This window comes from Enhydrobacter sp. (assembly GCF_030246845.1).
Classification (GTDB): domain Bacteria; phylum Pseudomonadota; class Alphaproteobacteria; order Reyranellales; family Reyranellaceae; genus Reyranella.
Genome location: NZ_CP126889.1, coordinates 5,050,140 through 5,075,770, shown reverse-complemented (window position 1 = coordinate 5,075,770; position 25,631 = coordinate 5,050,140). Strand labels below are relative to the sequence as shown.

At 67.1% G+C, this 25,631-nt stretch carries 25 protein-coding genes; 18 read left to right on the top strand and 7 right to left on the bottom strand.

Annotated features, from left to right (window positions below; all coding sequences use genetic code 11):
- Nucleotides 1-7: 7 nt before the first annotated feature.
- Nucleotides 8-1,456, top strand: a complete 1,449-nt coding sequence (gatB, locus tag OJF58_RS25255; RefSeq protein WP_300780625.1) for an Asp-tRNA(Asn)/Glu-tRNA(Gln) amidotransferase subunit GatB — start codon at nucleotides 8-10, stop codon at nucleotides 1,454-1,456.
- Here gatB and OJF58_RS25250 read toward each other — a convergent pair.
- Nucleotides 1,422-3,335: a glycoside hydrolase family 15 protein gene (locus tag OJF58_RS25250; protein WP_300780624.1), complete on the bottom strand. Its 1,914-nt coding sequence runs from the start codon at nucleotides 3,333-3,335 to the stop codon at nucleotides 1,422-1,424. The genes gatB and OJF58_RS25250 overlap by 35 nt on opposite strands.
- A complete protein-coding gene (locus OJF58_RS25245) occupies nucleotides 3,332-4,387 on the bottom strand; it encodes a glucose 1-dehydrogenase (protein WP_300780623.1) in 1,056 nt (351 codons plus the stop codon). Before OJF58_RS25245 ends, OJF58_RS25250 begins: the two co-directional genes overlap by 4 nt.
- Nucleotides 4,388-4,470: 83 nt before the next feature.
- Here OJF58_RS25245 and OJF58_RS25240 point away from each other — a divergent pair, with 83 nt between their 5' ends.
- On the top strand, nucleotides 4,471-5,238 hold the full coding sequence (locus tag OJF58_RS25240; protein WP_300780622.1) for an N-acyl homoserine lactonase family protein: 768 nt from the start codon (nucleotides 4,471-4,473) through the stop codon (nucleotides 5,236-5,238).
- A 14-nt stretch (nucleotides 5,239-5,252) separates the two neighbouring features.
- A complete protein-coding gene (locus OJF58_RS25235) occupies nucleotides 5,253-5,834 on the top strand; it encodes a GDSL-type esterase/lipase family protein (protein ID WP_300780621.1) in 582 nt (193 codons plus the stop codon).
- Here OJF58_RS25235 and OJF58_RS25230 read toward each other — a convergent pair.
- Together OJF58_RS25230 and OJF58_RS25225 are read right to left on the bottom strand one after the other, a co-directional pair.
- Nucleotides 5,818-6,570, bottom strand: a complete 753-nt coding sequence (locus tag OJF58_RS25230) for a hypothetical protein (RefSeq protein WP_300780620.1) — start codon at nucleotides 6,568-6,570, stop codon at nucleotides 5,818-5,820. The two genes, OJF58_RS25235 and OJF58_RS25230, sit on opposite strands and share 17 nt — an antisense overlap.
- A gap of 32 nt (nucleotides 6,571-6,602) precedes the next feature.
- Entirely contained in the window at nucleotides 6,603-6,998 is a 396-nt protein-coding gene (locus tag OJF58_RS25225) for an SRPBCC family protein (protein ID WP_300780619.1), read from the bottom strand.
- Nucleotides 6,999-7,194: 196 nt separating this feature from the next.
- Here OJF58_RS25225 and OJF58_RS25220 point away from each other — a divergent pair, with 196 nt between their 5' ends.
- From OJF58_RS25220 to OJF58_RS25175, 10 genes are all read left to right on the top strand, one after another.
- On the top strand, nucleotides 7,195-8,067 hold the full coding sequence (locus tag OJF58_RS25220; protein ID WP_300780618.1) for an N-acyl homoserine lactonase family protein: 873 nt from the start codon (nucleotides 7,195-7,197) through the stop codon (nucleotides 8,065-8,067).
- A 59-nt stretch (nucleotides 8,068-8,126) separates the two neighbouring features.
- Nucleotides 8,127-8,819: an ABC transporter ATP-binding protein gene (locus tag OJF58_RS25215; RefSeq protein WP_300780617.1), complete on the top strand. Its 693-nt coding sequence runs from the start codon at nucleotides 8,127-8,129 to the stop codon at nucleotides 8,817-8,819.
- Nucleotides 8,816-9,517, top strand: coding sequence for an ABC transporter permease subunit (locus OJF58_RS25210; RefSeq protein WP_300780616.1), 702 nt, complete (start codon nucleotides 8,816-8,818; stop codon nucleotides 9,515-9,517). Before OJF58_RS25215 ends, OJF58_RS25210 begins: the two co-directional genes overlap by 4 nt.
- Nucleotides 9,514-11,010 carry a Gldg family protein gene (locus OJF58_RS25205; protein ID WP_300780615.1) on the top strand — a complete coding sequence of 499 codons (1,497 nt, stop codon included), beginning with the start codon at nucleotides 9,514-9,516 and terminating at the stop codon, nucleotides 11,008-11,010. The genes OJF58_RS25210 and OJF58_RS25205 overlap by 4 nt, the downstream gene beginning before the upstream one ends.
- Nucleotides 10,995-11,543, top strand: a complete 549-nt coding sequence (locus OJF58_RS25200) for a hypothetical protein (RefSeq protein ID WP_300780614.1) — start codon at nucleotides 10,995-10,997, stop codon at nucleotides 11,541-11,543. The genes OJF58_RS25205 and OJF58_RS25200 overlap by 16 nt, the downstream gene beginning before the upstream one ends.
- A complete protein-coding gene (locus tag OJF58_RS25195) occupies nucleotides 11,540-12,586 on the top strand; it encodes a HupE/UreJ family protein (protein WP_300780613.1) in 1,047 nt (348 codons plus the stop codon). The genes OJF58_RS25200 and OJF58_RS25195 overlap by 4 nt, the downstream gene beginning before the upstream one ends.
- A 53-nt stretch (nucleotides 12,587-12,639) precedes the next feature.
- Complete coding sequence (locus tag OJF58_RS25190) at nucleotides 12,640-13,929, top strand: serine hydrolase domain-containing protein (protein WP_300780612.1); 1,290 nt, start codon at nucleotides 12,640-12,642, stop codon at nucleotides 13,927-13,929.
- A gap of 77 nt (nucleotides 13,930-14,006) precedes the next feature.
- Complete coding sequence (locus OJF58_RS25185) at nucleotides 14,007-14,432, top strand: Hsp20/alpha crystallin family protein (RefSeq protein ID WP_300780611.1); 426 nt, start codon at nucleotides 14,007-14,009, stop codon at nucleotides 14,430-14,432.
- Nucleotides 14,429-16,786, top strand: coding sequence for an endopeptidase La (gene lon / locus OJF58_RS25180; RefSeq protein ID WP_300780610.1), 2,358 nt, complete (start codon nucleotides 14,429-14,431; stop codon nucleotides 16,784-16,786). The genes OJF58_RS25185 and lon overlap by 4 nt, the downstream gene beginning before the upstream one ends.
- A gap of 159 nt (nucleotides 16,787-16,945) precedes the next feature.
- Nucleotides 16,946-18,142 carry an ABC transporter substrate-binding protein gene (locus OJF58_RS25175; RefSeq protein WP_300780609.1) on the top strand — a complete coding sequence of 399 codons (1,197 nt, stop codon included), beginning with the start codon at nucleotides 16,946-16,948 and terminating at the stop codon, nucleotides 18,140-18,142.
- On the opposite strand, the gene OJF58_RS25170 is transcribed toward OJF58_RS25175, so the two are convergent.
- Nucleotides 18,139-19,218 carry an IS630 family transposase gene (locus tag OJF58_RS25170; RefSeq protein ID WP_300779365.1) on the bottom strand — a complete coding sequence of 360 codons (1,080 nt, stop codon included), beginning with the start codon at nucleotides 19,216-19,218 and terminating at the stop codon, nucleotides 18,139-18,141. The genes OJF58_RS25175 and OJF58_RS25170 overlap by 4 nt on opposite strands.
- A gap of 75 nt (nucleotides 19,219-19,293) precedes the next feature.
- On the opposite strand from OJF58_RS25170, the gene OJF58_RS25165 reads away from it, so the two are divergent.
- From OJF58_RS25165 to OJF58_RS25155, 3 genes are read left to right on the top strand one after another with little or no spacing between them, the layout of a single operon-like run.
- The gene (locus OJF58_RS25165) at nucleotides 19,294-20,151 is read left to right on the top strand and encodes a branched-chain amino acid ABC transporter permease (protein WP_300780608.1); all 858 of its coding nucleotides are present in this window, start codon (nucleotides 19,294-19,296) and stop codon (nucleotides 20,149-20,151) included.
- Complete coding sequence (locus tag OJF58_RS25160; protein ID WP_300780607.1) at nucleotides 20,151-21,950, top strand: branched-chain amino acid ABC transporter ATP-binding protein/permease; 1,800 nt, start codon at nucleotides 20,151-20,153, stop codon at nucleotides 21,948-21,950. The genes OJF58_RS25165 and OJF58_RS25160 overlap by 1 nt, the downstream gene beginning before the upstream one ends.
- On the top strand, nucleotides 21,931-22,677 hold the full coding sequence (locus OJF58_RS25155) for an ABC transporter ATP-binding protein (protein WP_300780606.1): 747 nt from the start codon (nucleotides 21,931-21,933) through the stop codon (nucleotides 22,675-22,677). The genes OJF58_RS25160 and OJF58_RS25155 overlap by 20 nt, the downstream gene beginning before the upstream one ends.
- A 6-nt stretch (nucleotides 22,678-22,683) precedes the next feature.
- Here the strand turns inward: OJF58_RS25155 and OJF58_RS25150 are convergent, their stop codons facing one another.
- Nucleotides 22,684-23,145: a PH domain-containing protein gene (locus tag OJF58_RS25150; RefSeq protein ID WP_300780605.1), complete on the bottom strand. Its 462-nt coding sequence runs from the start codon at nucleotides 23,143-23,145 to the stop codon at nucleotides 22,684-22,686.
- Nucleotides 23,146-23,348: 203 nt separating this feature from the next.
- Between OJF58_RS25150 and OJF58_RS25145 the strand changes: the two genes are divergently transcribed.
- Nucleotides 23,349-24,065: a glutathione S-transferase N-terminal domain-containing protein gene (locus tag OJF58_RS25145; RefSeq protein WP_300780604.1), complete on the top strand. Its 717-nt coding sequence runs from the start codon at nucleotides 23,349-23,351 to the stop codon at nucleotides 24,063-24,065.
- Between the two features lie 3 nt (nucleotides 24,066-24,068).
- On the opposite strand, the gene OJF58_RS25140 is transcribed toward OJF58_RS25145, so the two are convergent.
- The gene (locus OJF58_RS25140; RefSeq protein ID WP_300780603.1) at nucleotides 24,069-25,031 is read right to left on the bottom strand and encodes a YafY family protein; all 963 of its coding nucleotides are present in this window, start codon (nucleotides 25,029-25,031) and stop codon (nucleotides 24,069-24,071) included.
- Between the two features lie 81 nt (nucleotides 25,032-25,112).
- Here OJF58_RS25140 and OJF58_RS25135 point away from each other — a divergent pair, with 81 nt between their 5' ends.
- Nucleotides 25,113-25,595, top strand: coding sequence for a DUF1579 domain-containing protein (locus tag OJF58_RS25135; protein WP_300780602.1), 483 nt, complete (start codon nucleotides 25,113-25,115; stop codon nucleotides 25,593-25,595).
- Nucleotides 25,596-25,631: the final 36 nt, after the last annotated feature.

The window sequence follows — 25,631 nt, the reverse complement described above, 5'->3', positions numbered from 1 at the left end:
ACGGCCCATGTCGCTGATCAAAGGTGAAACCGGCGATTGGGAGGTCGTGCTCGGGCTGGAAGTTCACGCCCAGGTGATCTCCGACGCCAAGCTCTTCTCCGGCGCGCCGACCGCGTTCGGGGCCGATCCCAACACGCAGGTGTCACTGGTCGATGCCGCCATGCCCGGCATGCTGCCGGTGATCAACGAGCATTGCGTGGAGCAGGCCGTGCGCACGGGTCTCGGCCTCAACGCCAGGATCAACCTGCGCTCCGTGTTCGACCGCAAGAACTACTTCTATGCCGACCTGCCGCAGGGCTACCAGATCTCGCAGTACAAGGATCCGATCGTGGGCGAGGGCGAGATCGAGATCGATCTCGAAGGCGGCAAGAGCCGTACCGTCGGCATCGAGCGCCTGCACCTCGAGCAGGATGCCGGCAAGAGCCTGCACGACCAGCATCCCAGCCAGACCTACGTCGACCTGAACCGGTCGGGCGTGGCGCTGATGGAGATCGTCAGCAAGCCCGACATGCGCTCGGCCGACGAGGCCGCCGCCTATCTCACCAAGCTGCGCTCGATCGTGCGCTATCTCGGCACCTGCGACGGCAACATGGACGAAGGCTCCATGCGCTGCGACGTCAACGTCTCGGTGCGCAAGCCCGGCGGGCCGCTCGGCACACGCTGCGAGATCAAGAACGTCAACTCCATCCGCTTCGTGAAGCAGGCCATCGAGTACGAGGCGCGCCGCCAGGTCGAGGTGATCGAGGGCGGCGGCGCGATCGTGCAGGAGACGCGGCTGTTCGATCCCGGCCGCGGCGAGACGCGTTCGCTGCGCTCCAAGGAGGACGCGCACGACTACCGCTACTTTCCCGATCCGGACCTGCTGCCGCTCGTCCTGAAGCCGGAGTTCGTGGAGGCCATCAGGGCGAGCCTGCCCGAGCTGCCCGACGCCAAGAAGGCGCGCTTCATCGAGGAATATGGCCTCACGCCCTACGACGCCGGCGTGCTGGTGGCGGAGCGGGAGACGGCCGAGTTCTTCGAGACCGTGGCCAGGGGCCGCGATGCGAAGGAGGCGGTGAAGCTCGTCACCGGCGATTTCTTCGCCATGCTCAACCGGCGCGGCGTGGGCATCGCGCAGTCGCCGATCAGCGCCGGGCATCTGGGCAAGCTCCTGGACCTGCAGGCCGACGGCACGATCTCCGGCCGCATCGCCAAGGACCTGTTCGTCGCCATGGAGGAAACGGGCAAGGATCCGGCGGTTCTGGTGGAGGAGCGGGGCCTGAAGCAGGTGACCGACACCGGCGCGATCGAGGCGGCCATCAAGGCAGTGATCGACGGCAACCCCGACAAGGTCGCCGCCTACAAGGTCAAGCCGACCATGTTCGGCTGGTTCGTCGGCCAGGTGATGAAGGCCACCGGCGGCAAGGCCAACCCCAAGGTGGTCAACGAGACTTTGCGGAAGCTCCTCGACGCCTGACCCGGGACCGCCCGAGCCGCGGCGGCGCCGACACCTTCTTGGCGTTGGGCCTGGCCTTGCTTTGCAGGCCGTGATGCAGGCCGCGGTGAGCGCCCGAGCGCTGCTCGGAAGGCTTGTGACTGCGCGTGAGGTTGAAGGCGGTGTTGATCAGCGCGATGTGCGAGAAAGCCTGCGGGAAATTGCCCTGCAGACGCCGCGCATGCGGGTCGTATTCCTCTGCCAGAAGGCCGAGGTCGTTGCGAATCGCAAGCAGCCGGTTGAACAGCTTCTCGGCATCGGCGTAGCGGCCGATCGAGATATAGGCATCGGCGAGCCAGAAGCTGCAGGCCAGGAACGCGCCTTCGCCCGGCCGCAGGCCGTCGTTGGCATCGTGCGTGTTGTAACGCATCACGAAGCCATCCTGCACCAGCTCGCGCTCGATGGCCTCGACCGTGCCGACAAAGCGCGGGTCGTCGGCCTTGATGAACCCGGTTTGCGCCATCAGCAGCAGGCTGGCGTCGAGGAGGTCGCTGCCGTAGGCGGCGCGGAACGTGTTGCCTTTCCTGTCGAAGCCCTTGTCGCATACCTCGTCCTTGATCTGGTCGCGGATGGAGCGCCATTCCTCGATCGGCCCCTTGAGCCCATGCTCCTCGACGCCCTTGATCGCGCGGTCGAACGCCACCCAGGCCATGACCTTGGAATGGACGAAGTGTTGCAGTGGCCCGCGGGTCTCCCAGATGCCGTTGTCCGGCTCCTGCCATACCTCGGCGACATGCTCGATGAGCGCGCGCTGCAGCTCCCAGCCCTCTTCGGTCGCCGCGAGCCCGCCCTTGCGCGACTGCTCGAAGGCGTCCATCAGCTCGCCGTAGACGTCGAGCTGGAACTGCTCGTGCGCCGCATTGCCGACCCTGACCGGGCGCGACTCGGCATATCCCGGCAGCCAGCCGACTTCCCATTCGGTCAGCCGGCGCTCGCCGCGGAGACCGTACATGATCTGCATTTCATCGGGAGAGCCCGCGACGGCGCGCTGCAGCCAGTCGCGCCAGGCCGCCGCTTCGTCGTAGATGCCGGCGTTCATCATCGCGAGCAGCGAAAGAGTGGCATCGCGCAGCCAGCAGAGCCGATAGTCCCAGTTGCGCTCGCTGCCGAACTGCTCGGGCAGCGAGGTCGTGGGCGCCGCCACGATGCCGCCGCTCGGCAGGTAGGTGAGGCCCTTGAGCGTGATCAGCGAACGTTTGATCGCCTCGGCATGCAGCCCATCGGTCTTGGTCTTGGCCGTCCATTCACACCAGAACTCCTCGCATTTCTCGAGCGCTTCGTACGGGTCGATGGCCGCCGGAACCGGCAAATGGGAAGGGCCGTAGCTCAGCACGAAGGGCATCGATCGGCCTTCAGCCAGCGAAAACCGCGCCACGGTCTTGAAATGCTCGCCGCGAAAGGGAGCCGGCGTGCGCAGCACGACCATGTCCGGACCGGCGACGGCGCGCATCGTATCCTGCTTGAGGCGCGTCACCCACGGCGTGGTCGCGCCGTAGCCGAAGCGCAGCGCGAGCTCCATGCTGACCGAAACCTCGCCCTCGTCGCAGCGGACGATGCGGATGAGGTCAGAGGTCGTGTCGCGCGGCAGCATGAAATCGATCAGCGTCGCTCGGCCGGTGTCGGTCCGGAACTCGGTTTCCAGGATCAGTGTGTCGGGCCGGTAGCGCCGGCGGACGGATTTGATCTCGTCGTGCGGCGCGATCAGCCAGCGCCCGTTGTCGGGCCCGCCCAGCACCGCGGCAAAGCAGGCGTCGGAATCGAAGCGCGGCCAGCAAAGCCAATCGACCGATCCATTTGTTCCGACCAGCGCTGCCGTCTCGCAGTCGCCGATCATGCCGTAGCTCTCGATGGGCGCACTCATGCCGCGTCGGACTCGAACTGCAGGATCACCTTGATGTCCTCGGGACGGCGCTCGAACGCCTCGTGCCAGTGCGAGAGCGGTACGCGTCGCGTGATCATCCGGGACAGCCATTGCCGGTCTGCCTTCGCGAGGGCCGCGGCGCCTGCCTCGTAGTGGGCGCGATTGGCGTTCACGGAGCCGAAAGTGACCGTGTTGTTCAGCACCGCATGGCGATTGAAATTGCCGAAATCGAAGGGCAGGGGATGGCCGCTGCTCGACACCCCCGTGAGGCAGACGATGCCGTCGCTGCCGACGCGCTTCATCACGTCGACCAGCACGGGCAGCGCTCCGGTGCATTCGATGATGACGTCGGGCGCGAAATCGTCGGCCAGGGTGCGGGCGTGATAGGTGCCGCCGAGGTCGCGCACGAGATCGGGCTTGGGGCCCGTGTCGGCGAGATCGAGCACATGGATCTCGAGGCCGCGTTGACGCCCCATCAGGGCCGCCAGCAGGCCGACCGGGCCGGCGCCGGTCACGAGAACGGTCCTGGGCGACCAGCTCCTGGTGCGTCCGCCGATGCGATCGATATGGTCCCAGGCCTTGGCGAGAATCGTCGCAGGCTCGAGCAGCACGCCCAGCATGCCGAGCGCCGGGTCGACCTTCACCGTGTAGTCGGGCTCGAGGCGATAGCGCTCGGCACCGAAGCCGTCGATCGACTTGATGCCGTGCTCGGTGTACTGCCCGTTGCGGCACATGTCCCACTCGCCGACCGCGCAGGACGGGCAAGGGACCGGGTCGGGTCGGCGCACGATGCCGACGACGAGATCGCCCTGGGAAAATCCGCTGCCCGCCGGCGCCTCGAGGACACGACCGAGCGACTCGTGGCCGAGGATCAGGCGATCCTTGCCGGGCGGCGCCCAGCCATAGGCGCCGGAGATGATCTCGCGGTCGGTGCCGCAAACTCCAAGCGCGACCGCCTGCACCAGGAGCATGTTCGCGGCAGCCTGCGGCTCGGGCCGGTCGTCGAGTTGAACTGAAGCCGGCGTTCCCGGCAGCACAGTGATAGCTTTCACGATCCGTATCCCGATCGATGACAAACGCAGCAACGCCACCCGATCGGCTCCGTTCCCCGCTCGGCCTGTGCTAGGCTGTCGCGATGACAGCAAAGCTCTATGCGATGACCTGCGGTCGTCTCGTCGGACGGCTGAAGGACATGATCGAGGGCGAGGACGGCCAGGTGGCGCTGCCCATTCCATCCTATCTCGTCGAACATGCCAAGGGGCGCGTCCTGTTCGACACGGGCATGCATCCTCAATGCCGCACCGATCCCGCCGCGCGCCTTGGCGAGCGGGTGGCGCGGATTTTCGGCTTCGAGCACTACGGGGCGGAGGACGACATCGCCGCGCGCCTGCAATCGATCGACCGGGATCCCGGCAAGGTCGACTATATCGTGAACTCCCATCTTCATTTCGACCATGTCGGCGGCAACGAGCTGGTTCCCAACGCGACGATGGTGGTGCAGAAGCGCGAATGGCAGGCCGCCAACGATCCCGAGCTGGCCGCGAAGGTCGGTTTCTACAAGGCCGATTTCGATCACGGCCATCCGGTGAAGCAGGTCGACGGCGAGCACGACCTGTTCGGCGACGGCAGCGTGGTCTGTATCCCCACCTACGGCCACACGCCCGGCCATCAGTCGTTGAAGGTGCGCACCGAGAAGGGCGAGGTCGTGCTCACCGGCGACGCCTGCTATTTCTGCCGCACCCTGCGCGAGCGGCGTCTGCCGCGCTTCGTCTTCGACCGCGAGGCGATGCTGGTATCGCTCGATCGGCTCGAGGCGCTGGAAAAGGGCGGCGCCAAGCTCTTCTTCGGCCACGATCCCGATTTCTGGAAGGACGTGCCGCAGGCGCCCGTTCCTGCGTTCTGATTGCCGGCTCCTCGATGCGCATCTGCTTCGTCGGCGACAGCATGGTCAACGGCACGGGTGATCCGGCCTATCTCGGCTGGGTGGGCCGCGTGCTGCGGGCGGAGCGCAAGCGGCGCGCCGAGCTGACCGGGTACAATCTCGGGGTCCGCCGTGACCGGTCGGATCAGATCCGTGCCCGCTGGCGGGCGGAAGTCGAGGCGCGACTGCCGGCCGAGTGCGAGGGGCGCGTGGTCTTTTCCTTCGGCGCCAACGACGCAGTGCAGGATGTGTCGCCATCGACGACGCTGGGACATGCCGAAGCCGTCCTCGCGGAGGCGAAGGCGCGTTGGCCGGTGCTCATGGTCGGCGTCGTGCCCATGGACGCCGAGCCGGTGCGCGGGCGCTGCCAGACGTTGGATCGTGCCCTGGCGTCTCTCTGCGCGCGGCTCGACGTGCCGTTCGTCTCCGTTTTCGATGGACTTGTCGCGTCGTCCGACTGGTTCGACGAGATCCGCGCCGGTGACGGCGCGCATCCGGCTTCTCTCGGCTACGGCCGCATGGCGGAGATCGTCCTCGAAAGCCCGGCTTGGCAGCGCTGGATCAGGTCTGCGGCATGAACTCGATGACGAGCCCGCCGGCCTGCTCGCAGGCCACCAGGACGCGGCCGTCCTCGCCCAGCGCGAAGCTCACGTTGTTGGCACCGAGCAGGGCCTGAAGCGGGCGCTGACGCTCGATGGCGATGGTTGCGCCGACGATCGCCGGCAGATCCTGCGGCGCCATCACCTCGAGCGCCCTGTATTCGAGCTGCCAGGCAGTGGCCGACCAGATCAGGAGCTCGACGGCGCCGGTCCTCACCAGGACACAACCATCGAAGATCTCCTCGGTCTCGGCCTTCCAGGCCCCTTTGAGGACCTTGGCCAATGCCGCGGGATCGACCGCGACGGCATGGATCGCCACCAGGCCCAGAGCGCCATTGGGATGGACGATCCATTCCGGCTCCATGAAGGCTTCCGGCGTTTCGTGCTTCACCGGAAACCAGGGCAATGGATTGTCCTCGCCTTCGCCCACGATCACCGCGGCCTCGATCTCGTAGCCGTCCTCGCTCTCCCAGACGTGACGCTGCTCGTCGCCCTCGAGCTCGGCGACGTTCACGGCGAGGGCGGTCCTCGGCTTGCCCTCGATCAGCTCGATGTAGCTCGGGATGTCGTCGCGATTCGGCTGGAAGCACAAGCAGCGCGGCTCCGTCCCCTCGGGCGTCAGATTGAAACCGAGCTGCTGCAGACGGCCGGCAAGGGCTTCGGGAGCGGCGAGGGTGAGGCTGAGATGGTCGATATCGCGGGCCGGGACTTTCATCGCGGCGTCATACAGACTTCCCGGCCTCGCGCTCAACCCGCTTCGAGCGTCTTTTTCATGAAGCCCGTGGCATGGTCCATCATGCCGCCGATCGCCGGCGCGAGCTCGTCCGGCAGCAGGTCGATAGTCCAGACGAGACGGCTGCGGCCGTCGCCTTCGGGAAAGATCTGGACGGCGGCGTTGTAATGGCTGGGCCGTCCGTCGACGACGGCGTAGACCAGCCGGCAGTGTTCGTCGTCGACCGTCACCAGCCGCTCGCGCGCCACCAGGCCATTGAAGAAGGTGACGATGCGGTCGCCGTCCTCGATCCTCAGATCGGTCAGGAATCCTGGCGCCACCCGCCGGTGCACGGCCTCGAAGTCCCGCAACGCCGCCCAAACGGTCGTTGCCGGCGCCTCGAGGGCGATCTGCTTGTGAAGGGTGGCCATGATTGCTCCTCGTTTCGCCGTCGATCTAGCGGAGAGCAGGCGGCACGGTCTGGCGGTTTTCGGACCCGGTCGCCCGCCACGCGACGCCATCCGATTTCAGGCCGAATGAACCCCTGATATGCATTCCGCCCGCTTGACCTGCCACTGATGTCGCGCGACGCTTCGTCACATAAACGAAGGGACAGGAGGAGCGTCCATGGATACTCGATTCCTGCGTCGCCTGAGTGGTCTCGCGTGCTTCCTCGGCCTGATCGGGGCATCGATCGTCCCCGCATCGGCGCAGGAAGGTCCCAAGCTCTACGTTTTCACCTCGGGCTCGCTGGGCGGGTTCCCGAAGGCTGCCCTCCAGATGGGAGGCCAGGGCACGATCGACTGGGTGCCGGTCAGCTTCTACGTCATCAAGCATCCCAAGGGTGTCGTGATGTTCGACACCGGCAACAATGACAAGACCATCACCGATCCCGACGGATGGTGGGGGCCGCTGGCCAAGGGTTTCGGCCTGAAGATGACCAAGGACGACGCCATTCCCGTCCAGCTCGCCAAGATCGGGCTCAAGCCCGACGACGTGAAGTACGTTGCCGTCGGCCATCTCCATCTCGATCACGGCGGCAATGTCGGCCAGTTCAAGAACGCGACGCTCATTGCGCAGGACGATGAGTTCAAGGCCGCGTGGTGGCCCGACGTCGGTTACTCCGTCTACTACATCCCGGGTGATTTCGCCGAGACCAAGAACATGAAGACGATCCGCCTGAACGGCGACTTCGATCTGTTCGACGACGGCACGGTGAGGCTCATGCGCGCGCCGGGCCATACGCCGGGCAGCCAGTTCATGGTCGTGAAGCTGCCCAAGACCGGCACGATGATTCTGACCAGCGACTGCGTCTACTCGACGGAGAACCTGGACAAGAATCTGATTCCGCCCATTCCCGGCACGTGGAGCCCGACGGACTCGTACAAGAGCTACGAGCGCATCCGTCATTTCCGCGACGCCGACAACGCGAAGCTGCTGATCGGTCACGACGCCGAGATCTTCAAGGCCGCCAAGAAGGCACCGGAGTTCTACGACTGACGGTGCCGGCAACGGCGCATCTCCATCCGGCTCCTTCCCGATCGGGGGAGGAGAGCGCCGTGGCCGTGGTCGCGCGCGGCGTGAGCAAGCGTTACGGCGCGACGCTGGCGCTGGACTCGCTCGACCTCGAGATCCGATCCGGCGAGATCTTCGGCCTGCTGGGTCCCAACGGCTCGGGCAAGACCACCTTCATCCGCCTGCTGAGCGGCTATCTGCTGCCGACCGGCGGGGGGCTCGAGATTTGCGGCTGCGACGCCGTCGGGCAATCCAGGGAGGCGCGGCGGCTGATCGGCTATGTGCCGGAGGCGGCGCCCGTCTACGGCTATATGCGCGTGCGCGAGTTCCTGGCCTTCATGGCGCAGCTGCGCGGCATGAGCGGTCGGGCCGTCGCCGAGGCGGTCGACCGCGTGATCGCGGCCCTCGCGCTGGATGCCGTCGCCGACCGGCCGGCGCGCACGCTGTCCCGCGGCTATCGCCAGCGCACCGCGATCGCGCAGGCGCTCGTGCACGATCCGCCGCTGCTGATCCTGGACGAGCCGGCGAACGGGCTCGATCCGCGTCAGATCATCGAAGTCCGCGCGCTGATCCGCGGGCTCGCCGGCCGCCACACGGTGCTGATGAGCTCGCATGTGCTGGGCGAGGTCGCGCGAACGGCCGATCGCGTCGGCGTGCTGCTCGACGGACGTCTGCGCGGCGTGCGCGCGATGGCCGACACCCCGGACCTCGAAGCCTGGTTCCTGTCGCTGGCATGAAGACGCTCGCCGTCCTGTTGCGCAAGGAGCTGCTGGCGACCTTCGGCTCGCCGATCGCCTATACCGTGGCGGCGGTCTTTCTGCTGGTCCTGGGCTACACCTTCAGCCTGACGCTGTTTGCGACCAAGGTCGCCAACCTGATCTACATCTTCCACCAGATGTACGTGCTGACCATCCTCCTCGTGCCCGCCTTGACCATGCGGGCCTTCGCGGAGGAGCGGCGGCACGACACGCTCGAGCTCCTGCTGACGGCGCCGGTCGGCGAGGTGTGGATCGTGCTGGCGAAGTTCCTGGCGGTGTTCGCCCTGGTGGTGGGTATGTATCTCGCCGCCGTCGTCTACGCCGTCGTCCTCGATGCTCACGGCTCGCCGGACTGGGGACCGATCGCCAGCGGTTATCTCGCGGTCGTCTGCCATGCCGCGTTGATCGTGGCGATCGGGCTCCTGATGTCGAGCCTCACCGAGAACCAGGTGGTCGCGGCGGCCTTGACCATGGGCACGGCCCTGATGTTGTGGTTCGCCGATTCGGTATCCTATCTGCTGCCGCCGCCGCTCGATGTGCTGGCGATCAACCTGTCGCTGATCGGGCACTTCCGGCCGATGGTCACGGGATCGGTGTTCGTCTCGGACATCTGCTACTTCGTGACGCTGGCGCTTCTGGCGCTGTTCCTCAGCACCCGCCGCCTGGTCGAGCGATGAGCAGCGAGCAGTCCGAATGGCTGGACGCGCTCTGGTTCGTGGGCTGCATCGCGGCGCTCATGGTCATGTTCGCCGCCGCGCTGCGGCTGCGGGCCTATGGAGCGGGCTGGCGGCGGTGGGCCTTGCGGATGGGCGTGATCGCGCTTGCGCTGGCGGCCACCCTGGCGGCGAACGTCGCCGTCTATCGCCACGACGCCCATCTCGACTTCACCCGGGAGGCGGCGTTCACGCCCTCGCGCGAAGCGGCGGACATCGTGCGCTCGCTGCGCGAGCCGGTGCAGGTGGTCTACTTCTATCAGAAGGGAAACGCGGCCGGCCGCGCCGCCGTCACCATGCTGGAACTGCTGGCGCGTCTCAACTCCAACCTGTCCTTCGAGGCGGTCGATATCGACCGCAATCCGGGCCGTGCCGGCGCTTTCGGCGTCCAGCTCTACAACACGGCGGTCATTGCCGCCGAGACGCATCGCCTCCAGGTCGTGACGACCGATGACCGCGAGATCGCGCTCGGCATCCTGCGGGCGCTGCGCCGCCGCCAGCCGGTCGTCTGCTTTGCCACCGGCCACGGCGAATACGACATCGACAATTTCGAGTTCCACACGCATTTCGAGGGCAGCCATACGCACAGCCACAACAGCGAGGGCATGGGCCTCGTCCAGATGCAGCAGCACGGGCTCGGCCGGCTGCGCCGCGCGATCGAGAAGCTTGGGCTGGAGCCGCGCAAGGCCGAGTTGCGGCCGGGCAAATCCCTGCCGCAGGATTGCGCCGTCCTGGTCGATGCCAACCCGCGCACGCCGCACATTCCCGCCGAGGCGGACGTGCTGCGGCGCTATTTCGAGCAGGGCGGCAGCTACATGCTGCTGGTCGAGCCCGATTTCGCCGTCGAGCCGCGCCTCGCGGACCTGATCGCCGACGCGGGCGCACGGATCGGCGAGGGCGTGATCGTCGATCCGGCCGAGCATTACTTCACCGACGAGCAGATGATCGCCATCACGCATTACGCCAACCATCCGGTGACCCGCGCCCAGGCGCTTTCGTTCTATCCCGGGGCGCGGCCGGTCGAACCGGCGCCGCGCGACGGCGTCAGGGCCGTGGCGCTCTTCGCCAGCAGCGCCAGGAGCTACATCGCGCTCGATCGCATGCGCTATCGCGAGGAGGCCGCGACCGAGCCCAAGCGCGCCTATCCGCTCGCCGTGGCCGCCGAGGGCCGCCTGTCGGCCGACGCCAGACCTTATCGGATGGTCGTCGTGGGCGACGCGGATTTCGCCAGCAACTCGTTCTTCCCTTACCTCGCCAATGCCGACATCGTGCTGGCCGGCATCTCGTGGCTGCTGCACGAGGAGCGGCTGCCGACGCTCAAGCCACCGGTCGAGGTGCTGCCGCTGGTCACGCTGACCAACGCCGAGGTGCGCTGGATCTTCATCCTTACGGCGATCCTGCTGCCGGGCGCGGTCGCCTGCGCCGGGCTGGGGGTGTGGCTATGGCGCCGTCGCTGATCCGTCGTCTCGCCTGGCCGCTGGCGGCGGCCGCCGCGCTCCTTTTCGTCCTCAGCCTCGCGCTCACCGGCGGGCGACCGGATGCGGGGCTGACCCACTTCAAGCCGGCGGGCTTGCTGACCGCCTTTGCGCCCGACGATGCGCGCGAGGTCGAGATCGTCGCCGGCGGCAGGACATGGCGGTTCCGACGCGAGGGCGCGTGGCGGGTCGTCGAGGCGCCGCAACCGGTCCCTGCCGACGCCGGCCAGCGGATCGACGCCGCGCTGCGTCTCTTGCGCGATGCCGGTCCGCTGCGCGTGTTGACGGCGGAGGAGGTGGCGCAGGTGCCCGAGTCGGAATACGCCCTGACCGCCGACAGCTTGCGCGTCGAGGTGCGCGCCTCGAACGGCGCCGCGTTCGGCGTGCGCTTCGGCGGCCGCAACCCGCTGGGTTCGGCACGCTATGCCCGCGTCGCGGGCGTCGACGGGGTGCCGCTGCTTCCGACCTATGTGGCCGACGCGTGGGAGCGGGCGGTGGGGGAGCGGCAGGAATGAAGCGGCTCCTGATTGCTCTGTGGTTCGTCTTCGCGAGTACCTCTGGTGCGGCGGCGCACGTCACCAGCACCGGTCTCGCGGTCGTGGAGGTCGATGACGGGCGGCTGTCCTATCGTCTTACCCTGGTGCCGACGGAGCAGGACGAGGCGGTGGGGCGGATGCTGCTCGCCGCCGCCGATGGCGATGTTGCCGCGGCGGCGCGCATGGCCCAGGCCGCGCGCGACCATGCACGGTTTTCCGTCGCCGGCGCGGCCTGCGTGCCGGGCCGCATCACGGTCCAGGGCACACGCGGCAACGACAAGGTGATGCTCGAGATGACGCTTTCCTGTCCGCGGATGGCCGGGACGCTCACGATCCGCGACGACTGGCCGGACGTCCTGGGGAGTCACTTCCAGACCGTGATGAGCGTGCGCATGCCCGGCCAGCCTTCGGTGGAACTCGCCCTGGGCGAGGGCCGACACGAGGCGACCGTCGAGCTTTCCGGCGCGGCGACGACGGGATGGCTGGGCTTCATCGGCATGGGCGCCGAGCACATCCTGAGCGGTCCCGACCATCTCCTGTTCCTGCTGGCGTTGCTGGCCCTGACGCGCGGCTTCTGGCCGATCGCCAGGATCGTCACCGGTTTCACCATCGCGCACAGCATCACCCTGAGCCTGGCGACGCTCGGCATCGTCGATGTGCCGTCGCGCATCGTGGAGCCGCTGATCGCGGCAACGATCATCTGGGTGGCGCTGGAGAATCTGCTGGCGCCGGCCCGGACGGCGCAGCGCTGGCTGATCGCGGTCCTGTTCGGCCTGGTGCACGGCCTAGGCTTCGCCAGCGCCCTGACCGAACTCGGCCTGCCGCGCGCCGCCATGGTCCGTGCGCTGATAGGCTTCAATGTCGGTGTCGAGCTGGGTCAGCTCGCGTTCGTTGCCGTCGTCATGCCGGTCGTGGTTTGGCTGGCGAAACCGGGCCGCATCGCGCGGCTGCCGCAGGCGCTCTCGGTGGCCGTCGCCGCGGCCGGCGCCTTCTGGCTGGTGCAGCGAGTCCTTTTCGCCTGACTGCGAACGACCATCGATGCTTTGATGCGCCGAGCATCAGGGGAGAGATCGGCATGTCGGCGCTTCGCGTTCTTGGTTTGGCAGCACTGGTCGTGGGGATTGCCCTGCCCGCCGTCGGTCAGGGTATTCCCACGGCGCAGTCTCCGGAGGAGGTCGGCTTCTCGTCGGTTCGGCTCAAGCGCCTGTCGGACCGCATCGAGGCGGACGTGAAGGAGGGAAAGATCCCGGGGGCCGTCGTCCTGATCGCGCGCAACGGGCGGATCGTGATGTTCGACGCCTTCGGCTATCGCGACCGCGAGGCCAAGGCGCCGATGCAGACCGACTCGATCTTCCGCATCGCCTCGATGAGCAAGCCGATCACCTCGGTGGCCGCCATGACGCTGGTCGAGGAGGGAAAGATGTCGCTGGCCGACCCGGTCGCGAAATACATTCCCGCCTTCGGCGAGACCAAGGTCTCGGTGACCCGGACAAATGCCGATGGAACGGTCGAGATGGGGCTCGAGCCGCAGAAGCGGCCGATGACCATACTCGATCTGATGCGGCACACGTCGGGTCTCACCTACGGCGCCCTCGGCGGCAACCCGGTGAAGCGGTCCTACTACGACATGAAGGTGATGGATGGCGACCAGACCAATGCCGAGATGGCGGCCAAGCTCGCCAGGCTTGCCTTGCTCTATCAACCGGGCACGCACTGGGAATATTCGATGTCCACCGACGTCCTGGGCCGCGTGATCGAGGTCGTTTCCGGCCTGCCGCTCGACAAGTTAATCGAGGAGCGGATCGCCAAGCCGTTGAAGCTCGGCGACACCGGCTTCGAGGTCTCGCCGGACAAGAAGGGCCGCGGCGCGCATCCGCAGAAGGAAGGGCCGCGGAACGAGCTGCCGCCGATTCCCGACGTGACGTACCGCGCAACTTGGAAATCCGGCGGCGCCGGCATGGTCTCGACCGCATCGGACTATGCGCGCTTTCTGCAGATGTTCGCCAACGGCGGCGAGCTCGACGGGGTGCGGGTCATCTCGCGCAAGACGATCGATCTCATGACCGCGGACAATCTTCCTCCCGACATCAAGATGGGGGACGACATGTGGCGGCTGGGGCCGCTCGAGCCCAGCCGGCAGATGGGGCAGGGGTTCGGCCTGGGATTTGCCGTTCGCGTCGACCAGGGACGGAACCCGCTGCCGGGCTCGCCGTATGACTACCATTGGGGCGGCGTCTGGGGGACTTACTTCTGGCACGACCCCCGCGAGCGCCTGTACGTTGTCTTCATGATGCAGTCGCCGGCGGCGGGCGAGCAGTACCATGCCGTGCTGCGCCAGCTCGTCTATCAGGCGTTGGTGAACTGATGGAGCGAGCGGGCGGTATCGACCGGATTGAGGGAGGAGGGTATGCAGCGGCCAGGCGGCTCCCCATATAGCTGCGAATGACCAGTGATGATCCCCGCAACTGGATGTGGTCGGAGGCGCTGCAGATGCTGGCGCGCGCCGAGCGGCTGCACCGCCAGGTTTTCAGCCCGTCCGCCGCTCTTCGGCACAATGCACCGGCCTGGGAACCGCCGACCGATGTGCTCGAGACCGACGAGTCGGTCTTGATCCTGGTGGCCCTGCCGGGCGTCGATCCCAACCAGGTCGAGGTCGCTATCCAGAACGGCATCCTGATGATCGCCGGCGAGCGCCTGCTGCCGCCCCAGCTCCGGATCGCCCGGATCCATCGGCTCGAGCTGCCGCAGGGGCGGTTCGAGAGGCGCATCCCCCTGCCGGCGGGACGGTACGAGACACCGAAGACGGCGGTGCTGAATGGCTGTGTCGTGATCGAGCTGCCCAAAGCCAACCGAAAGGCGGCGCCATGAGCCCGCCCGATGTGAACACCGGCACCGGCCCGGAAGTCCAGCGGCCGCTGCCGACCGACGCGCTGATCGTCGTGCCGATGCGCAACATGGTGCTGTTTCCGGAGGTCGTCCTGCCGGTGACGGTCGGGCGGCCCTCGTCGGTCGCGGCCATCCAGCAGGCGGTGCGCGAGCAGCGGCAGATCGTGCTCCTGCTGCAACGTGATCCGCAGAACAACGAGCCGGCGCCGGACGATCTGCATCGCGTCGGCACGGTCGCCAACATCCTGCGCTACATGACCAGTCCCGAGGGCGGGCATCACATCGTCTGCCAGGGTGTCCAGCGTTTCCGGATCAGCGAGTTCGTCGAGGGATACCCGTTCCTGCTGGCGCGCGGCCTGCACCTTGCCGAACCGACCACGGGCGGACCGGAGGTCGAAGCCCGCTTTCTCGTCCTGCGCAACCAGATCCGCGAGGTGTTCGACCTTCTGCCGCAGGCACCGCCCGAGCTCAGGCAGACCGTCGAAGCGACGGCCTCGCCGGGCCTGATGGCCGATCTGGCGGCGACCTATCTCGATGCGGAGCCGGCCGAGAAGCAGGGGCTGCTCGAAACCGTCGATCTCGTGCCGCGCCTTGACCGCGTGACCAGGCTGCTGGCCCATCGGCTCGAGGTGCTGCGGCTCTCGGCCGAGATCGGCAAGCAGACGAAGGCGTCGCTCGACACGCGTCAGCGCGAGGTGCTGCTGCGCGAGCAGATGGCGGCGATCCAGCGCGAGCTGGGCGAGGAGGGCTCCAACAAGCAGGAGCTGGCCGACCTCGAGAAGGCGATCGGGGCGGCGAAGATGCCGGCCGAGGTCGAGACCGTGGCGCGCAAGGAGCTGCGGCGATTGCAGCGCACGCCCGAGGCGGCGGCCGAATACGGCATGATCCGCACCTACCTCGACATCCTGATCGAGCTGCCCTGGGCGCCGCCGGAGTCGAAGGACATCGACATCGCCGAAGCGCGCCGCGTCCTCGATGCCGACCATTTCGGCCTGGAGAAGATCAAGCAGCGCATCGTCGAATATCTCGCCGTGCGCAAGCTCGCGCCCGAGGGCAAGGCGCCGATCCTCTGCTTCGTCGGCCCGCCCGGCGTCGGCAAGACCTCGCTGGGCCAGTCGATCGCCCGGGCGATGGGCCGCAAGTTCGTGCGCGTGAGCCTCGGCGGCGTGCATGACGAGGCCGAGATCCGCGGCCATCGTCGAACCTACGTCGGCGCCATGCCCGGCAACATCATCCAGGCCATCCGCAAGGCCGGCGCGCGCGACTGCGTCATGATGCTGGACGAGATCGACAAGATGGGCGCCGGCATCCATGGCGACCCGTCGGCCGCCATGCTCGAGGTCCTCGATCCCGAGCAGAACAGCACGTTCCGCGACAACTATCTCGACGTGCCGTTCGACCTGAGCCGCATCGTCTTCATCACGACCGCGAACATGCTCGAGACGATTCCGGGGCCGCTGCGCGATCGCATGGAGATCATCTCGCTCTCGAGCTATACGGCGGGCGAGAAGCTGCAGATCGCCAAACGCTATCTCGTGCGCCGCCAGCTCGAGGCCAACGGCCTGAAGCCGGACCAGGTCGAGTTCGAGGATGCCGCTCTGAGCCGCATCATCGAGAGCTATACGCGCGAAGCGGGAGTGCGCAGCCTCGAACGCGAGATCGGCCGCGTGCTGCGCCATATCGCGGTCGAGGTCGCGCAGGGGACGACGGGCTCCAGGCGCGTCGATGTCGCGCTGGTCGAGAAGATCCTGGGCGCACCGCGCTTCGAGAACGAGATCGCGATGCGCTCGACGGTGCCGGGCGTTGCCACGGGTCTCGCCTGGACGCCGGTCGGCGGCGACATCCTCTTCATCGAGGCGACCCGGGCGGCCGGCAACGGCAAGCTGATGCTGACCGGCCAGCTCGGCGAGGTCATGCGGGAGAGCGCGCAGGCGGCGCTCAGCCTGGTGAAAAGCATGGCGGCTACGCTCAAGATCGACGCGGCGAGCTTCGACAAGAGCGACATCCATGTCCACGTACCGGCAGGCGCCACGCCGAAGGACGGGCCGAGCGCGGGCGTGGCGATGTTCATGGCGCTCACCTCGCTCCTGACCGGCCGCACCGTGCGCAGCGACACGGCGATGACCGGAGAGATCAGCCTGCGCGGGCTGGTGCTGCCGGTGGGCGGCATCAAGGAGAAGGTCGTGGCCGCGGCCGCCGCCGGCATCAAGCGCGTGATGCTGCCGGCGCGCAACAAGCGCGACTACGACGACATTCCCGAGGAAGTCCGCAACGCACTCGAGTTCATCTGGCTCGAGCGCGTCGACGACGCCGTCGCACAGGGCTTGCAGCCTTAAGCTCGCAGGTTGTTGAACATATCGGCACGACGTTCGCGTCACGGCGGGCTCGCGCAGGCAATGCCGCGTTCTGCGATAGCCGATGCACGTGCTATGGTGCCGCCCGCATCAAGGGAGTAGTTCCGCAAAACAAAACAGAATTCTGTCGGAGGAAACGGCATGTCGATCAAGCGTCGCCAAGTCCTGTCCGGATCCGCCGCTGGCGCCTTGTCGCTGGCGGGCGGCCTTGCGAGTCCCGCCATCGCGGCACCCGAGCCGATCAAGATCGGCTATCTGCCGGCACTGACCGGGCCCAGTTCCTCGACCGGCATCGGCATCAATCGCGGCACCGAGCTTGCCGTCAACGAGATCAACGCCGCGGGCGGCGTCAATGGACGCAAGATCGAGCTGATCGTGCGCGACACACAGAGCGATCCCACCAAGGCCGTCAACGGCGCCGCCGAGCTCACCAAACGGCAGAAAGTGAATATCGTCTGGGGACCGCTCAATTCCGGCGAATCCCTGGCGGCGGTGCCGCTGGTGGCACGCGACGGCGTTCCTCAACTGCATCCGTGCTGGGTCGATTCGCTGACCGACGTCAAGAAATACCCGATGTGCTTTCGCGACGCGCCGACCAATCAGCAGATCGGCGCCGCGGCCAACCGCTACGTGGTCGATGTCCTGAAGCGAAAGAAGGTGGCCGTGGTGAGCGACACCACGGGCTACGGCACGGCCTCCGTGCAGGCCTATGTGCCGATGCTGAAGGAGAAGGGCGCGACGGTGGTCTACCAGGCCAATATCGACGCCGCCAACCCCGACCTGAAGCCCGACATGCTGCGCATGCGCGAGGCCGGCGCCGAGGCCATCATGCCCTGGAGCGTCAATGCGGGCTTCCTGTCCCGCATCTGCAACACGCGCGGCAAGATGGAGTGGGACGTGCCGATCGTCGGCCAGACCACCCTGGGATCGGGACAGACGAAGGCGTTGCTGGAAAAGCCCGAGTACTGGAACAAGGTCTACTCCAACAACTTCCGCAACGTCTGCTTCGGCAAGGACGGCAAGCTGCCGCCGCGCGCCGCCGAGTTCGTGGAGAAGCTGCACAAGGCCAAGATCGACATGGGCGACACGCTGCTCTGGTGGATCGCGCTCGGCTACGACGGCATCCATATGATGGCGGACGCGGTCAAGGCGGCCGGCAGCTCGCCCAAGGAGATCACGGACTACTGGAACAAGCTCAAGGACTGGCCCGGGGTCTACGGCGACATCACCTTCACGCCCCAGCAGCACAACGGCTTCCAGGACGACGAGGTCGTGATGTGCGAGGTCAACTCCCTGCGCGACGGCGCCTTCAACCTCGCTCCGGGCTACGCCAGCTAGTGGATGGAATCTAACACTTGGTGCCCTCGTTTGACGGCGGCGATGATTTTGTTGGGGTCCTTTGTCCAGATGAAGGGCCTTGGGTCTGCATTGTGGAGGCGAAGGAAGCAGTGGATGGCGTCTTTGAGTTCGCGAAGAGATCGGAAGACGCCGCGCTTGAGGCGTTTGTTCGCGAGCTTTGCAAAGAAGCCCTCGACGGCATTGAGCCAGGACGCCGACGTTGGGGTGAAGTGGAAGGCGAACCGCGGATGCTTGTCGAGCCATTGCATCACTTTGGGATGGCTGTGGGTGGCATAGTTATCGATGATGACGTGGATCGTCTTTCTCCTGGGTGTCCTTGCATCGATGGCGTTGAGGAAGCGGATGAACTCTTGATGACGATGGCGCTTCATGCACTGGCCGATAACCTTGCCCTCCAGGACGTCGAGGGCGGCGAACAGAGTGGTGACGCCATGGCGCTTGTAGTCGTGGGTCATGGTGCCGGCGCGCCCCTTCTTCATCGGCAGTCCCGGCTGGGTGCGGTCCAGCGCCTGGATTTGGCTCTTTTCATCGACCGAGAGCACGATGGCGTGGTCGGGCGGATTGACGTACAGCCCGACGATGTCCCTGAGCTTGGCGGCAAACTGCGGATCATTGGACAGCTTGAATTGGCGGACCAGATGCGGCCTCAGGCCATGGGCGCGCCAGATCCGTTGCACCGAGCTGACGCTGATCCCGGCCGCCTCGGCCATCGCCGGGCCGGTCCAATGGCTCGCCCCCGACGGCGGCCCTGCCAGCGTCATGGCGACAACGTGCTCGGCCACCTCGGGATGGAGCGGCGGGATGCGCGACGGGCGTGTCTTGTCGCGCCACAGCCCCGCTGCACCTTCCGCCCCGAACCGTTCCTGCCAGCGCCAGATCACCGTCTTGGCCTTGCCGGTGGCACGCATGATCTCGGCAGTGCCATGCCCGTCGGCGGTCAAAAGAACGATCCTTGCCCGCCAGACGTGCTTTTGCGGGCTGTTGCGGTTGGCCACCACCGCCTCCAGCTCGCCACGGTCCGTGGCATTCAACTGAAAGTTCGTTCGCTCGTGCATTCCTCTGACTCGCATACGCGAGCCCGATCGGGAATCCCCTCGCGAATCGAAATGTTAGATTTGGTCCACTAGCCTATGCTCGAATCGATCGTCTCTTACGGCCTGGCGGTAGGAGCGGTCTATGCGCTGGTCGGCATCACGTACAACGTGATGTTCTCGGCTTCGCGCGTATTCAGCTTCACTGCGGGGATGCTGGGCATGCTGGGCGGCGTGCTGGGCGCCCTGTTCATCGACAAGCTCGGCCTGCCGGCCATCGTCGGCTTCGTCCTCGTGCTGGCCGGCGGCGCGATGCTCGGCGTCGTCACCGAGATCGTCGCGGTGCGGCCGGTGCTGAAGAGCATCGAGCAGCATCTCTACGTGCTGTCGACGCTCGCCTTCGCCCTGCTCGTCCAGCAGTTCACCGCCATCGAATGGGGCACCGAGGCGCAACCCTTCCCGCGCCTCATCCCGATCGGCTCGGGCTGGCTCGACCAGCAATTCTGGCTGCCGCTGCTGGCCTGCGCGGCGACGATCGTCGGCTTGGAATTGCTGTACCGCCGCACCCTGGTCGGGCGCGCCTTTCTCGCCATCGCCGAGGACAGCTATGCCGCGCGGGCGCTCGGCCTGCCCGAGCAGCGACTGCGCCTGGCGAGCTTCGCGCTCGCCGGCGTCATCGGCACGCTTGCGGGCTTCACCGGGGGCGAGATGCTGCTCGCGTTCTTCGGCAATCAGGCGATCCTGAGCTTCTACGGCTTCGTGCCGGTGGCGTTGGGCGGCATGGGCAGCAACCGCGGCGCGGTGATCGGCGGCCTGGCGCTCGGCCTCTTCCAGCAGGCGGCCAACTTCCTGGTCGGCGGCATCTTCGCCGCCGTCGCCGTGTTCGTGGTGTTCATCGCGGTGCTGCTTCTGCGGCCGGAGGGGCTCGCGGGCGCCACCGCCTCGCGGCGCGTGTGATGGGAGTGGCGCAGACGGTCATGGCCGCCGCGGTGCATCGGTCGGGCTGGCTTGCCCGCGTCGAGAGGGCGGCGCCGCTCCTGGCGCTGGGGCTGGCCGGCCTGGCCTTTCCGCTGCTGGGCGATTCCTACTGGGGCGTCATCGTCACCCGCGCGTGCGTCTACTGGGTGCTGGTCGCGGGATTGAACATGGTGGTGGGCTTTGCCGGCCAGATCGCGATCGGCTGGGTCGGCCTGCTGACCCTCGGCGCCTACACGACGAGCGCGATGACGGCGGGAACGGCGATGCCGGCGGTCTCGCCCTACCTCGCCCTCGTCGCGGCGGCCGCGATCGGGGCGGTATTCGGTCTCATCGTCGGCCTGCCGGCGCTCAGGCTGCGGACCTTCTATTTCGCCATGGCCACCCTCGGCTTCTCGACCATCGTCACCCAGGTGGCGCTGGCCTGGAAGAGCGTGACCGGCGGCGGCGTCGGCGTGGCCGGTCCGCTGTTCGGCTGGCCGTTCACCGGCGACTGGGGCCTCTACTACCTCTGCCTTCTGCTCGCCGCGCTCTGCACATGGATGACGATCAATCTTGCCGCCAGCCGCTTCGGTCGCGCCCTGGTGGCGATCCGCGACGCGGAGGTCGCGGCCGAGGCGTCGGGCATCGCCAAGCCGCGCCTGCTGATGACGGTCTTCCTGTTCAGCGGCGCCCTGGCGGGCGTGGCCGGCGGGCTTTTCTCCTCGCTGCAGTCCTACATCACGCCCGACGCCTTCACCTTCGACCTGTCGGTCCTGTTCTTCATCGCCATCCTGATCGGCGGCCGCGGGTCGGTTCTCGGGCCGCTGCTCGGCACCTTGCTCCTGACGGCGTTGCCCGAGGTCGCGGCGCCGCTCGTCGCGTGGTCGACCTTCCTCTATGCGGCCCTTCTCCTGGCGATCGTGCTGGTCGTGCCGGGCGGCATTGCCGACCTGATCGACTTCAAGAACCGTCGTCCGCTCGAGCAGCATCGCGAGATCGTGCCGCGGCCGGCGCTGCTGACGCAGTTGCTCGGGAACGGGCGCGGCGAGACGCTGGCGCTGTCGGGCATCTCGCTCGGCTTCGGCGGCGTGCAGGCGATCACGGGTCTCGATCTCGCAGTGAGGTCGGCCGAGGTGCACGGCTTGATCGGCCCCAACGGCAGCGGCAAGACCACGACGTTGAACGTGATCTCGGGCTATTACGCGCCGCAGGCCGGGGAGGTGCGACTGGATCGGACTGTGCTGCCGCCGCGCCAACCGCAGTTGCGGGCGCGCTGCCGCATCGCCCGCACCTTCCAGACGCCGCGGCTGATCGGCAGCGCCTCGGTGATGGAGAACGTGATGCTCGGCGGCACGATCGACGGCCGGGCCTCCTTCGTCGAATCGCTGCTTACCTTGCCGCGCCACGGCCGCGACGAGGCATCGTTGCGGGAGCGGGCGATGCTGGCGCTTTCCGCCGTGGGCCTCGAGTCGCTCGCCGACGTGCGCGCCGATCGCCTGCAGCACAGCGAATTGCGTTTCATGGAGATCGCGCGCGGGCTGATGCTGCGGCCTGTCTGCCTGCTGCTGGACGAGCCCGCCGCCGGCCTGTCGGCCGAGGAGATCCGTCGGCTCGGGGCCCTTATCAAGGCGATCAGCCAGGCCGGGACGGGAGTGCTCCTGGTCGAGCACCACGCCGATCTCATCTTCGACATTTGCGACCGGGTGACCGTGCTGAATCTGGGTCGCGTGCTTGCCGCCGGCACGCCGGAAGAAATCCGCTCGCATCGGGAGGTGGTCAGTGCCTATCTCGGCGCGTGATCCGTTGCTCGAGGTGACCGGCCTGTCGGCCGGCTACGGCAAGATCGGCGTGCTTAGGGGCATCGACTTGTCGATCGGGGCGGGAGAGGCCGTGGCGCTGCTGGGGCCGAACGGTGCGGGCAAGACGACGCTGTTGCGGGCGATCTCGGGATTGCTGCCGAGGAGCGGCCGCGTCCGCTTCGCCGGCAGGGACATGAGTGCAGCGGGGCCGAGGGAGACGGTGTCGGCCGGCCTCGTCCATGTGGTCGAGGGGCATCGTGTCTTCACGCAGCTTTCGGTGTTCGACAACCTGCTGCTCGCCGGCTACGGCCTGCCGCGGGCCGTGCGGATGCGGCAGGCGGAAGAGGCGCTGGCGTTCTTTCCGGAGATCGCCGAGAAGCGCGGTGACCTCGCCGCCACCTTGTCCGGAGGCCAGCAGCAGATGCTGGCGGTCGCACAGGGCCTGGTGCGGCGGCCGCGGCTTCTGATGCTGGACGAGCCGTCGGCCGGCCTGTCGCCGGTGTTGGTCGACCGGGTTCTCGCCGCGGCAGCGCAGCTTCGCCAGAGCGGGACGGCGATCCTGCTGGTGGAGCAGCTCATCGAGAAGGCCCTGGCGACCGCGGACCGCGTCTATGCCCTGGCGCGTGGCTCGATCGTGCTGCAGGCCCGCACCGACGAGGCCGATCTCCCGAACCGGCTGGAGCAGGCCTATTTCGGTCAGGGCGCCCGCGCGCCGCTGCAGTCCTGACGCCGATCAGTGCGCCATGATGGCGCTGCGCAGCTCGAGCGGGGCCGCGATCTGCCTCAGGTTCTCGATGCCCTGTCCGGTTCCGCGCAGGCGGATGGTGCCGAAGCCCAACAGCCGGCCGAGAATCGACTGCTCGACATCGATCGTCTCGATCTTGTTCATGTGCATCTCGACCGTGTAGCGGCTGAGGAACCCGCGCTTGTAGATCACCCGATAGTTCGTGACAGCAAGCTCGGTGATCCAGCGGATGAACCAGGCGTGGAGCAGCGCCAGGACGCCCATCGCCAGCACCAGCCAGCCGACGAGCTCGACCAGCCGGCCGAGTCGCTGGGACAGGGTGCCGCCGTAGATCAGGAGAACGAGGCCGGCCGCCAGCAGCACGAGGGCACGGGTAAAGATGATCCAGTGCAGCTTGCCGATCGCCCTGATGCTTTCGCCCGGTTGAAGGACCGATTTGACATAAGACACGTTCGTCTCCCGATGGCCGACTGATCTTCAATCGCGGGCGGTGAGGCGCTTTGCAAGCGTCCCGTGGAAAATCGGCCAAGGTGACGACCAACGAGCCATTCGCCGGACCTTTTCCTAATGGGCGCGATGAAGCTTCCTTGCTTCGGACCAATAGGCCGTTCGTCTAGGCTCCGGCCAACGAAAATCGTCCCAGGAGGACCGAGATGATCGACCTGCACTACTGGCCCACGCCCAACGGCTGGAAGATTTCCATCATGCTCGAGGAATGCGGCCTGCCGTACAGGATCGTGCCGGTGAATATCGGCACGGGAGAGCAGTTCAAGCCCGAGTTCCTCAGGATCAGCCCCAACAACCGCATGCCGGCGATCGTCGACCACGCGCCGGCGGACGGCGGTGCGCCCGTCTCGGTCTTCGAGTCGGGTGCGATCCTGCAGTATCTCGCCGAGAAGGCGGGCAAGTTCCTGCCCGCAGACCTGCGCGGCAAGTACGAGGTGCTGCAATGGGTGAACTGGCAGATGGGCGGACTTGGACCCATGGCGGGACAGGCCAATCACTTCAACGTCTATGCACCGCAGTTCAATCCGGCGGAGAAGCTCGAATACGGCCAGGCGCGCTACACCAACGAGGTCAACCGCCTGTTCGGCGTGCTGAACAAGCGACTGGCCGACCGCGAGTTCGTCGCCGGCGCGCTTTCGATCGCCGACATGGCGATCTGGCCGTGGGTCGTGGGCTTCAAGAACTACGGGCAGAAGCTCGAGGACTTCCCCCATCTCAGGCGCTGGTTCGAGGAGTCGATGGGCAAGCGCCCGGCGGTGGTGAAGGGCAGGGCAGTCGGCGGCGATCTGCGCGCGCAGCCAGGCATCAATACCGAGGAGCAACGCAAGATCCTGTTCGGCCAGACTGCGGCCGTGGTGCGTTAGCAATCACGCATTGAGCCTCGCCATCGCCCGCGCGGCGGCGGCGAGGCGGCGGCGGAGCTCCCTGGGCTTCAGCACCTCGACCTCGGTGCCGAGGCGGAAAAGGTCGAGCGCCGCCTGCTCCACCGACTCGATCGGGATCTCGACCCGCCGCCAGCCGTCGTGCTCCGGCGGCTGCGCCGCCTCGCGCGCGGCTTCGGCCACCGTGGCGCTCATCTGCTCGAGCCGGCCGAAGCCCCGCGGCGACAGCCGCAGCAACGCCTTGTCGCGATAGAGCCCGACCTCGTAGGCGCGCGACGAGTCGGTCCAGAAGCGCACCAGGTCGAACTCCTTCGGTCGCGTGAAACGCTCGCCGGTGACGGCAAGCTCCACGATGTTGGAGATGCGGTAGGTCCTGAGCTGCTGGGAGATCTCCGCCACGAGATACCAGGTACCGGCCTTCAGCACGAGGCCGAGCGGCTTCAGCCACCGGGTGACCCGCCGATCCATGCGCTGATAGGCGATCTCGATCATGCTGTCGCTCCACACGGCGCGGGCGATCTCGGGCAGCAGGCGCGCCGCTTCCGGACTCTTGAACCAGTCCACGGGATCGAGGTGAAAGCGCTGCGCGATGCGCCGCGCGCCGGCCCGGTTGCGCTCGGGCAGGGCGGCCGTGAGCTTGAGCTGCGCCGAGAGGAGCTGATCGGCAAGGCCCATTTGCGAGGCGGGACCGGGGAGGCCCGCCACGAACAGGGTCTCGGCCTCGCTTTCGGTCAGGCCGGTGAGCTTGGTACGGAAGCCGTCGAGGAGCTGGAAGCCGCCGCCCGGGCCGCGATCTGCATAGACCGGCACATTGGCGGCGCTCAACTGCTCGATGTCACGATAGATCGTGCGCACCGACACCTCGAACGTCTCGGCCAGCGTCTCGGCCGTCAACCGGCCGCGGGTCTGCAGCATCAGCAGGATCGAGAGGAGGCGGCTCGCGCGCATGCAGGCGGTATAGCAAAAAATCCTGACAAGAGATGGCAGGAAGGCGGGCGTAGGAGGGGACACTCGCCACAGGAGAGCGCCATGCTGCAAACCCGTCCCAAGCCCAGCCCGGATTTCGATTTCCTCATGGGGATCTGGAACTGCCGCCATCGCTATCTGGCGCGGCGGCTCGACGACTGCCACGACTGGATCGAGTTCGACGGCACCTGCGCCGCGCGCAAGGTCCTCGACGGCTTCGGCAATAGCGACGAGAGCGACATTGCCTTGCCGGGCGATCGTTATCGCGGCATGAGCCTGCGCCTCTACGACTTCGACAAGGACAGGTGGACCATCCATTGGTACGATAGCCGCTGTCCGGGCTGCCCGTTTCCTCCGGTCGTCGGGCGCTTTGCCAAGGGCATCGGCACGTTCTATGGCGACGACGAATGGTGCGGCCGGCCGATCCGGGTGCGCTACGTGTGGTCGCGCATCGCAGCCGGCTCCGCGCGCTGGGAGCAGGCCTTCTCGCTCGATGAAGGCAACAGCTGGGAGACCAATTGGATCATGGATTTCAGGCGCGTTTAGCCGCGATGACCCGCCCTTGACGGTCGCCCGGCCGCC